Source organism: Streptomyces sp. NPDC003032, from assembly GCF_053591415.1.
Genome location: NZ_JBSFTT010000044.1, coordinates 45,614 through 53,570, shown reverse-complemented (window position 1 = coordinate 53,570; position 7,957 = coordinate 45,614). Strand labels below are relative to the sequence as shown.

Annotated in this window: 6 protein-coding genes and 3 pseudogenes; 6 read left to right on the top strand and 3 right to left on the bottom strand. The window is 64.8% G+C overall.

Annotated features, from left to right (window positions below; all coding sequences use genetic code 11):
* Window positions 1-251 (top strand): annotated as a pseudogene (locus ACWDZ7_RS37025) (hypothetical protein); the annotation flags it as partial.
* A gap of 330 nt (window positions 252-581) precedes the next feature.
* Here ACWDZ7_RS37025 and ACWDZ7_RS37020 read toward each other — a convergent pair.
* The 3 genes and pseudogenes from ACWDZ7_RS37020 to ACWDZ7_RS37010 form a co-directional block, all read right to left on the bottom strand.
* A pseudogene (locus tag ACWDZ7_RS37020) lies at window positions 582-1,234 on the bottom strand (amino acid permease); the annotation flags it as partial.
* 78 nt (window positions 1,235-1,312) lie between these two features.
* Window positions 1,313-1,879, bottom strand: coding sequence for a hypothetical protein (locus ACWDZ7_RS37015; protein WP_451803138.1), 567 nt, complete (start codon window positions 1,877-1,879; stop codon window positions 1,313-1,315).
* A gap of 652 nt (window positions 1,880-2,531) precedes the next feature.
* Window positions 2,532-2,726, bottom strand: a complete 195-nt coding sequence (locus ACWDZ7_RS37010) for a hypothetical protein (RefSeq protein WP_451803137.1) — start codon at window positions 2,724-2,726, stop codon at window positions 2,532-2,534.
* Between the two features lie 320 nt (window positions 2,727-3,046).
* Between ACWDZ7_RS37010 and ACWDZ7_RS37005 the strand changes: the two are divergent.
* From ACWDZ7_RS37005 to ACWDZ7_RS36985, 5 genes and pseudogenes are all read left to right on the top strand, one after another.
* Window positions 3,047-3,388 (top strand): annotated as a pseudogene (locus tag ACWDZ7_RS37005) (helix-turn-helix domain-containing protein); the annotation flags it as partial.
* A 240-nt stretch (window positions 3,389-3,628) separates the two neighbouring features.
* A complete protein-coding gene (locus ACWDZ7_RS37000; RefSeq protein WP_451803139.1) occupies window positions 3,629-4,618 on the top strand; it encodes a hypothetical protein in 990 nt (329 codons plus the stop codon).
* A gap of 39 nt (window positions 4,619-4,657) precedes the next feature.
* A complete protein-coding gene (locus ACWDZ7_RS36995) occupies window positions 4,658-5,692 on the top strand; it encodes an asparaginase (protein WP_451803136.1) in 1,035 nt (344 codons plus the stop codon).
* A gap of 43 nt (window positions 5,693-5,735) precedes the next feature.
* Window positions 5,736-6,203 (top strand): PPC domain-containing DNA-binding protein, encoded by a 468-nt coding sequence (locus ACWDZ7_RS36990; RefSeq protein ID WP_451803135.1) that lies wholly within the window; start codon window positions 5,736-5,738, stop codon window positions 6,201-6,203.
* 233 nt (window positions 6,204-6,436) lie between these two features.
* The gene (locus ACWDZ7_RS36985; RefSeq protein ID WP_451803134.1) at window positions 6,437-7,177 is read left to right on the top strand and encodes an HAD family hydrolase; all 741 of its coding nucleotides are present in this window, start codon (window positions 6,437-6,439) and stop codon (window positions 7,175-7,177) included.
* Window positions 7,178-7,957: the final 780 nt, after the last annotated feature.

The following is a 7,957-nucleotide window of genomic DNA, read 5'->3' as shown; positions in this document are numbered from 1 at the left end:
GCTCCAGTACCGCCACAACATCCTCGACGGCTGCCTCACCGGCACCGGCCTCCGACGCCAGCCACCATGACGACATCACGCATTCAAGGTCAGTAGTCCAGACAGGGGTCTCGCTCTACGAGGTCCAGCACTTGCTCGGGCACGCGAACTACCAGACAACCGAGCGCTATGCGCATCTCCAGCCGGGAGCCCACGAAGCGGTACTTGATGCGTGGGAAAGCATGGATGGCCGCCTGTCCCTCGTCGCGTAGTCCGTGGGGGAAGGGCTTCTGGTTACCGGACTCCACGATGACGGGAGTCTGTTGCCGTGCGCACTTTGGAGGGCGACTACCAGATGGCATCCACTACGTACAGTGTGCAAGTGGCTGCCAGATGTAACGATGGGTCCCTAGCGCTTGCTGCCCCCGTCTGTCGAGATCGACGTGAGGCCCCAAAGCCAATCCGGTCCTGAAGGGCTGGCTATGCGTAGCTGCTGACGCTCGTTTGACGCTCTAAGGGGTTTCGGTCGTTGGATAGGACCGAAAATGTGGTCTGACCTGGGGTTTTGTGATAGTCCGATTTTTTTGCGACATCTTTTCGATGACGAACTCGGTGAACACGAATCCGGGGGACTGGTGCCGGTCGGGCACGAGGAGCAGTGCGCCGACGATCACCACGACACCAATGAGGTGCCACCCCACGGAGATGGTGTTGAAGAAGCCCACGACGCGCACCCGGAAGGTGTTCACCACGGCGTGCAGCAGCAGGATGAGGCCGAAGAGCGTGATGGTGTGCCCGGGGCTGGCGGCGTAACCGGACTGCAGGTTCAGGTAGGCGTTGAGGAAAGAGGCGGCACCGAAGTCGATGCCCGCAGTGACGGCGACCTGGCCGAGGGTGTTGAACCAGCCGGTGAACCACGCCCAGGCGGGCGCGGACTTGCGGGGGGGGCGAGCTTGTGGGCCCAGAAGTACAGGCCAGCCGACGTCGGGTACGACGAGCAGACCTCGGCCATGGCCAGCCCGACGAACAGCGTCATCAGGCCGACGAGCACCCAGCCCCACATGATCAGGGCAGGTCCGCCGGTGTTCATGCCGAACCCGTACATGGTCAGACAGCCGGACAGGATGCTGATGATGGTGAACGAGACGGCGAAGTTCTGGCGCCCGGACATGGAGCGGTCCAGGGTCTGGGTGATGCCGAGTTCGGCCAGACGCTCTTCTTCCGAAGGCGTGACGCTCGGTATGTCCAAGGGCATTCGGCTGATTCCTTCATCCTCGTCGAAACTAACTGATGGGTCGGGAAGAGAAGTTGGGACTTTGCGGCCGCGGCGCAGCTACGGCGCGGTGGCCTTCACGGCCCAGGCGCGGTGACGGGTGAACAGCGTGCGGGCGTCGCCGCAGTAGCTCCACGGCACGTCGGTGGCGTACGGGCCGATGGCGTCGAAGACTTCTCCGGCTTCACGGTGCCGGTTGGCGAACGACAGGGCGTGGGCGAGGTAGTTGGCGTCCTCATGGAACGCGGCGTGAGGACGGCTGGGTGCCCGATGGGCCCACCAGTTCTCAAACGCCTGCCAGGTCGACGGGTTGTCCGTCCAGGGGTGGACGGTCAGCCCGTAGCGGTGCCCCTCCACTTCCATGCGCCGCCGGTGTGACTCGGCGAGGGCGACCAGGGGCAAGACGTGCACCGGCAGGCCGCGTGGGGCATGCGTGCACTGTTCTTGAACCCAGTGGAACATCTCCCCTCCCGTGCCGTGCCAGGAGGGGAACATGTAGGTGAGCAGCTCGTGGTGAGCCTCCCGATTCCACGGGTCGCGCTCCTTCACCTGTCCCCACAGCTGACGCACCGTGGAGCGCCAGGTGTGGTCTCGGGGCGGCGAGTGAAAGCGAATTAGTGCGAGCATGACAATGTGGGGCGAAGGGTCGTCCGGCATCGCATCCGCGGCGGCATCGCACGTATCCCACGCCTGCTCCATCGCCTCACTGCGACCGCGTCCTCGACTGCTGGCCATGGACCGCAGGGCCAGAACGTTAGCCAAAAGGGCAAGAGCGTGCGGGGAGCGCGGCTCAGCTTGCGCCCATGTGTCAGCGAACGTCAGCCGCGCACCAGCACGGGCGAGGACCTGTAGGCGAAAGATGCGCCGATCCCAGTCCGAGCCTGTAAAAGCAAGCAGCTCCCTGGCACCTTCCCATCGGCCCATCGCCGCGTCCTCGACCACCACGCGTAACTGGGCGTCGTCACGGGCGGGATGCCTGACCAGGGCCGGTCTGTGTCTATTCATGACGGCCCCGCTCGCCCCCGAGAAGCTGCTGCAGCCCCGCACACCGGGCCTTCCGTGGCAGGGCCAGGAGGCGCGCTCCGCGCTTCGCTGCAAGCGCGGGGCGCGCAGGCTGCAGCGGGGCGGCGGCGGTTGCCGTATCCGCAGTCAGGTCCGCGGCACAGCTGGAATCGGCGTCATCAACAGTCCTTGGGTCGCATCCGGTAGTGGAAAGACCGTCAGGGCGCAGCGGTAAAGGGAGGGGAGCCAGAACCTCGCCCGCACCCAGACGGTCGGTCTAGAAGTCGAGCTTTTCGATCAGCTGTGCTGCGTCCTGCACACCGTCCCTGATGCTCGGAGCCGCGGAGCTCCCAGCCAGGAAGAAGCCGAACAGGACGCACACGACGGCGTGGCCGATGTTCAGGCCGGCTCTTTTCACGAGCAGAAAGACGATCACACCCAGGAGCACTACGGCGGAGAAGCTAACGACCACGGGCTGCCTCCAGGGAGGGGCGCATGCCGCAACGCGAGCGAGCCTGCCGTGCCGTCGCCCGCGAGCGACCCGACAGCAGGGGTTGTGCCAGCCGTACGTGTAAGGCCGAGGACACCTTGGACTCCGGAGGACATGTTCAGGGACAGCTGCGGGCCCACAGCGCGCTAGGCGCGCCCGAAAGATCCGCTCCCGGGGGGTTCGTCGGCGCCGCGCACTGCGGGAGTCCCAGAGTGATGGGAAAACGCGCGGCGCACACATTTCGCAGGTGATATCACTGGAGTGATTTCAGTTTCACCAGGCGCAGTTGAGCCCGCCAGGGCGTGGTCAGCCGGGAGGCAGAGGTGTTGGCGCAGTCGCCGCGACGCTGTGAACAGTGCGGCTATCAGCTGAGCCAGTACAACTCAGGAACGCTGTGCTCAGCCTGTCTTCGCTCGCACAGCTTCAGTCCACCCGCCCCTTCCGTGCCAGAGCGCGTTTGGCGAAGCCCGGAGGTCCAACAGGCGTTGGCGGCCTGGGACTTTGGAGGGGCAACGCAGCTTATCCGCCAACAAGGGTCACTGCGCCAAGACGACATTGCCCAACTAACGGGCCTCAGCCAAGCGTTCCTCTCGATGCTTGAAGCCGGGAGTCGACGCCTCACCAATATCGACAAGATCGCCGAGTTCCTCTCCGGCCTCGAGGTACCTCCCGAGATCTCTCCACTGCTGCTTCCTCGCCAAACTCAGCCACCTGTAAGCCTGGACGCCGGTGAGACGCTCACAGAGGGACCAAGTCACCTTCTCCTGCCCGGAGGCCGCAATCTTGCTCCCACGATGCTGCCGGCGCTAACCAGACCGGCCACCTCATTCCGTGGCGACACGCTGTGGCTCCCACTGAACACGGACACCGAGACATGGAGCCGGATGCCGCTCCGGGCACTGCTCGCCACCTCCCGCACCGTCGACGGGACACGACGGCACTTCGTCATGGACGCACGCCAAGGCGACCGGCACCAGGCGGGCGGCGTCCTCGCTATCCCCGTGGCCTACGAACTCGACGACCTCACCTACGGAATCCTGTGGGCTGTAGCGGGGTTCGATTCCGCCATTCTTGGCGACGACACAGCCCTCCACGACCTGCTGGCTCCTTCGCCGCAGCCCCGTTCAGCAGACAACGGCACGATGCCCGCCCGAGACAGCCTCGCCGACGGATCGCAGATGCTCGTCGGCTCCCAGATGTGTGCCTCGTTCATCCTCGAACAGCGCGACGCACTGGCCGACGACCCGGTCTTCTGGACCCGCGAACAGCGCGGGGAAGAGGCCGCGACATGGCTGATCTTCCAGCACAAACACCGCTACCTCCAGGAGATGGCTCCCAGACAGGCCCACAGCGGCGTCGGGCGAGCCTTCTGCATCCCCCGTTCCGAGGTCACTGCCTCGCCCACGTACGAGCGTGTCCTGCTGTTCCTCGCGCTCGCATTAATGGAGTCGTACGGCGTCACGACCTGGCTCACCGACGAGCCAGACCTCCAGCAGACGGACGGTTTCGTACTGGTCCCCGGACGCCGTGCCGCCATCGCTACTTGGGTGCGTGCCGAGCCCTCGCCCCAGACCGCTCTGGCCGCCGCAGCTCCCATGCTGAGGACGTTCATGGACCTTACCGGGCACGCGCAGGCACACACGATCACGGCTGGATCGACGCCTGGACAACGGCTGGCAGCAACCGCGGATTACCTCGGCCTCGACCGCCCGTGGCTGACCCGCCGCTGCCGACAGCTCGCAGCCGAGGGCACCGCAGGGCTGGCCAGACCTCGTAGCCGCCACCTCAGCCTCGACGCCCTGGACATCGCCTGCTCCTACGCGGCCACCGAATTGCAGCCCAAGGCTGGCGGCCATCCCGAGGAGACCCGATAGCCTGCACCGAAGGATCTCCGTCGAGTGAGATCTACTGAGATGCGAGCGGGCAGGTACGGGAGGGGAGTTGGGGCAATGGCCGACGCGACAGCAACGGTGGCGGTCTATTCACTGGGCGGCACCATCGCCATGAGCACCGACTCGACGACCGGAGGTGTCGTACCGGCCCTGTCTGCCCGGGACCTCCTCGCAGCCGTACCCGGCCTGGACCGCCGCGGCATCCACCTGCGTGTGCACGACTTCCGCCGAGTACCCGGTGCCTCGCTCACCTTCGACGACCTCACCGAACTCAGCGCGGCAATCGATAAGAACCTCCATGGTGGCGACATTGACGGAGTCGTGATCACGCAGGGCACGGACACCATTGAGGAGACCGCGTTCTTCCTCGATCTCCACCACAGCCGTCACGAGCCACTTATCGTCACCGGTGCCATGCGCAACCCCACCATGGCTGGACCCGACGGACCTGCCAACCTGTACGCAGCTGTTCTTGCCGCAGCCGAGCCCCAGCTGCGCGGAGCCGGCGCTCTGGTCCTGCTGAACGATGAGATCCACGCGGCCCGGCACGTCCGCAAGGCGCACAGCACCAGCCCCGCAGCCTTCACCTCACCTGGCACAGGCCCCCTCGGCCGTGTCGCCGAAGACCGTGTACGCCTGACAATGCCCCTGCCACGACGGCACAGTGTGGTACTGCCGCCGAGCCGTGACGCGCGTGTGGGCCTGTACACCGTCAGCCTTGGCGACGACGGCACCCTGCTGCACGCGTGGGACGGCCAGTGCGACGGCCTCGTCGTTGCGGCCTTCGGCGTTGGCCACGTCCCGCAGCCGCTCGTCGAGGCACTGGGTGAACTCGCCTCGCGCATTCCTGTGGTCCTCGCCTCGCGCATCGGCAACGGCCCCGTCCTGACCGGAACGTACAGCTTCCCCGGATCAGAGAAGGACCTTATCGGCCGCGGTCTCATCCCGGCCAACGACCTCGGCCCGTACCAGGCGAGGCTCCTGCTGCATGCGCTGCTGGCCCAGGACGCCGACCGCAGCGCGATCACCGATGCCTTCGCGACCTTTGCGGAGTGAACCACCGCTCAACAGCCCGCCTTCAGACTCTAAGGATTCCCGCATGCGTGCCCACGAACTGACGATCGGCCGAACCTTCGGCGTCACCTTCGACCACGGCGAGGACTTCTTCGACGCGCTCTCCGTGTTCTGCCGCGAGAACGAGATTCGTCAGGGCTACGTTCCCTCGTTCATCGGCGCCTTCGCTGAAGCTGAAATCGTGGGAGCCTGTGAGAAGTTGGACGACCCGGACGCTCCCGTCTGGGCCAAGACGTTCGTCACTAACGTCGAGGCTTTCGGCGCTGGCACCCTCGCCCACGATCCGGAGACCGGCGGCATCCTCCCGCATATCCACGTTTCCGCCGGGCTTAAGGCACAATCGGCTGACGGCCGAACCAGCCACCTGCTGAGCGCCAAGGTCCAGTTCCTCAGCGAGCTCTTCGTGGTCGAGGTCGTCGCGCCGATCATGACCCGGCCGCGCAACCCCGCGCTGTACGACGTGCCCCTGCTCACCTTTGGCGCTGCGCAATGAGCTGCCAATACTTCACAGTTACCCGACCGGCGCACTAGGCAGCGCCCTCACCGCAGTACGACCTGCTCGCAAAAGGATCAAACCCCATGGCGTGCCTGTACTGGGCTCTCGATGTGGCGTAAAGACCTTCAGTCGACTCGCCTCAGTGACCACGTCGAGGTGAAGCTCAGCTACCTCCAAGCAGTCAGGAACGCCACGTACGTTCAAGACGCCACCCTCACGGGAGCAAGGAATTGAACGACGCCAAGGAGTCACAGACGCTCATCCTCTGGGACATCGACCGCACGCTGCTCTACGTCGGCGACATCGACCGCCGGGTGTACCGCGAGACGTTTGCCGAAGTCGTCGGCCGCCCGGCCGAGCACCTGCCGGCCCGTGGCACCGGCGTCACCGTGCCCCTCGCGATCCGGTCCCTGCTCCTGGAGAACGGCGTGACGGAGGAGATGGTCCCAGAACTGATGCCCCGGATGGTGGGACTGCTGCCCAAGCGGCTCGCAGGTCACACAGATGATCTTCGGAGTCAAGGGGGCCTCATGCCTGGAGCGGTGGCCGCACTCCAGGCCGTGCGTCGTCACAAGGGCTGGGTGCCGACGGCCGTAACTGGGAACCTCAAGCCGAACGCACTGCTGAAGCTGGCAGCTTTCAACCTCGACAAGTACCTGGACACCGAGATCGGCGGATACGCCTCCGACGACGTCCATCGACCGGCCCTCGCCGGCATCGCGCAGAAGCGTGTGCAGGCCAAGCACGGTACGGGCTTCACGCGCAACAACACGGTCATCATCGGGGACTCCCTTGAGGACGTCCGCACTGGTCGTGAAGGAGGTGCCAAAGTCGTCGGCGTCGCATCTGGCACCGCGTCTGCCGACGCCCTCGAAGGCGCTGGCGCCAACACTGTTGTGCAATCACTTGAGGACATCGACACGGTGATGAACCTAAGCGCGACGTTTGCTCTCAAAGACGAATGTCCCTGACTGAAGGAGGAGCAAATGATAGTTCCTTCGCATCACAGAACCATCACGAGATACCACAAGGACAGTGTGTACGGGCCTCACTCATGAGGCCGAGCTCTGGAAACGAGCCCACAGCGTATGCGATCGGGATGCTCACGTTTGGCGGTGGCGCTCTCCTGCTGAGCGAGCTGTTCGGGGTGTGGATCGCGTTCACGGTTGTTGTCGCGATCACCTTTGTGATCACTCTGGGGACTATGAAGCGTCGACGCGAGGGCTGTCGTCACGACGAGCAAGCTGCATGGGAACGCATTCTGAGAGAAGAATGGGGCTATCGCAGGGAGTAGGCCACAGATCGGCGTCCGTAAATCGTCAGGCTCGGTACACGCCTGAGGCGCGCCCTCGGGCGTGCTGGTGCAAAGCCCGGGCAGATGCCAGTTCGTGCTCTTCGCACTGACAGGTAGTTCCGGAAAATCGATGATGGTGACGCCAGCGGACGTGAGCATCTCCACTCCGCCGACAGACTGCTGGCTCCGCAGGATTCACCGGATCATCGCTGCGATACTGCGCGGACACGGTGACGTGTCTCTTCCCATTTAGTCGCATGGCTACAGCCGTTCTCATCGCCAACTGCCGCGACATCACTCAGGTGATATCACCTCCGCAATGTGCGCCTCAGCGCAACATCCTGCACGGTTGAGAACCGTCGCGACGCCGAGGTCAGCATCTCGGCCGAGCTCGATTCCCGAAGCACGTTGTGTGCCCGCACGTACCGGTGGCTCATCGAGTATCAGTTCACCGTTC